The sequence below is a fragment of the Paraburkholderia sp. SIMBA_054 genome (assembly GCF_046534875.1).
Lineage (GTDB): Bacteria > Pseudomonadota > Gammaproteobacteria > Burkholderiales > Burkholderiaceae > Paraburkholderia > Paraburkholderia hospita.
The window spans coordinates 1-247 of sequence record NZ_JAWRXV010001393.1; the positions used below are offsets into that span (position 1 = coordinate 1).

General features: G+C 71.7%; 1 protein-coding gene. It reads right to left on the minus strand.

Annotation, left to right across the window (positions count from 1 at the left end; translation table 11 throughout):
- On the minus strand, positions 1-231 hold a 231-nt coding region (gene rhlB / locus SB822_RS59630), incomplete at its 3' end, for an ATP-dependent RNA helicase RhlB (RefSeq protein WP_410859445.1).
- Between the last annotated feature and the right edge of the window lie 16 nt (positions 232-247).

Consider the following 247-nt stretch of genomic DNA (forward strand, 5'->3'; position numbering starts at 1 on the left):
GGAACGACCGCCGGAACGGCTGCCCGAACGACCGCCGCCACGACGTTCTTCCTCGGCCGCGCGCGCTTCGCGGGCCTCGCGGAAGATCGCACCAACGCTCTCGTTCTCGCCCTCGTCGTCGCCGGCCACCGGCGCACGCTCGGGGCGCGGCAGCGCGGTCAGCAGGTCGGCGGTGACCGCCTCGACCGGGATCTTCTGCTCGATGTAGGCCTCGATGTCCGGCAGGCTCATCGCATAACGCTCGCAG